The sequence below is a fragment of the Bradyrhizobium rifense genome, assembly GCF_008123425.1.
Taxonomy (GTDB): Bacteria; Pseudomonadota; Alphaproteobacteria; order Rhizobiales; family Xanthobacteraceae; genus Bradyrhizobium; species Bradyrhizobium rifense.
This window is the reverse complement of sequence record NZ_VSSS01000102.1, coordinates 1-1440: the sequence shown is the minus strand read 5'-3', so window position 1 is coordinate 1440 and position 1440 is coordinate 1. Positions and strand designations below refer to the sequence as shown.

The following is a 1440-nucleotide window of genomic DNA, read 5'->3' as shown; positions in this document are numbered from 1 at the left end:
GGTCACCAACCCGCCGATCGATCCGATCCGCGAGGAGCTGGTGATGAGCCTCGTCTCCATCATCGGACCGAGGCCGAACCTGTTCGATCTGCAGGGCCTTGCCACGACCAAGCGTCTGGAAGCGCGTCAGCCGATCCTGACCGATGCGGATCTCGAAAAGATCCGCTCGATCTCGGATGTGGCAGAGTCGCACTTCAAGTCGCGCACGCTGGACACCACTTTCCACGCCGGCCTTGGTGCTGCCGGCATGGACCAGGTGCTCGACGAGCTCTGCGCGCGCGCTGAAGCTGCGGTGCGCGAAGGCGTCAACATCATCATCCTGTCCGATCGCATGGTCGGCTCGGACCGCGTGCCGATTCCGTCGCTGCTGGCCTGCGCCTCCGTGCATCATCATCTGATCCGCACCGGCCTGCGCACCTCGGTCGGCCTCGTCGTCGAATCCGGCGAGCCGCGCGAAGTGCATCACTTCGCCTGCCTCGCGGGTTACGGCGCGGAAGCGATCAATCCTTATCTCGCGTTCGAAACCATCATCGCGATGAAGGACCGCCTGCCCGGTTCGCTCGACGACTACGAGATCGTCAAGCGCTACATCAAGTCGATCGGCAAGGGCCTGCTCAAGGTGATGTCCAAGATGGGCATCTCGACCTACCAGTCCTATTGCGGCGCGCAGATCTTCGACGCGGTCGGCCTCAAGGCGGACTTCGTCGGGAAGTTCTTCGCCGGCACGCACACCCGCGTCGAGGGCGTCGGCCTTGCCGAGATCGCCGAAGAAGCCGTGCGCCGTCATGCCGACGCGTTCGGCGAGGCGCTGGTCTACAAGACCGCGCTCGATGTCGGCGGTGAATACGCCTATCGCAGCCGCGGCGAGGACCATGCCTGGACCGCCGAGTCGGTCGGGCTGCTTCAGCACGCGGCCCGCGGCAATTCGCTGGAACGCTATCGCGCCTTCGCGAAGATCCTCAACGAGCAGTCGGAGCGTCTGCTGACGCTGCGCGGCCTGTTCCGGATCAAGAACGCCGAGGAAGAAAAGCGCAAGCCCATCCCGCTCGACCAGGTCGAGCCGGCCAAGGACCTCGTCAAGCGTTTCGCCACGGGTGCGATGAGCTTCGGCTCGATCTCGCGCGAGGCCCACACGACATTGGCGATCGCCATGAACCGGATCGGCGGCAAGTCGAACACCGGTGAGGGCGGCGAGGAAGCCGACCGTTTCAAGCCGATGCCGAACGGCGACAGCATGCGCTCGGCGATCAAGCAGGTCGCCTCGGGCCGCTTCGGCGTCACCACGGAGTATCTCGTCAACTCCGACATGATGCAGATCAAGATGGCGCAGGGTGCCAAGCCCGGCGAAGGCGGCCAGCTGCCCGGCCACAAGGTCGACGCGACCATCGCCAAGGTGCGTCACTCGACCCCGGGCGTCGGCCTGATCTCGCCGCCGCCGCA

Annotated in this window: 1 protein-coding gene; it reads left to right on the top strand. The window is 65.3% G+C overall.

All coding sequences use genetic code 11. The features are described 5' to 3' along the window. Positions 1-1440: glutamate synthase central domain-containing protein (locus tag FXB40_RS45940; RefSeq protein ID WP_246208365.1), on the top strand; the 1440-nt coding region annotated here is incomplete at both ends.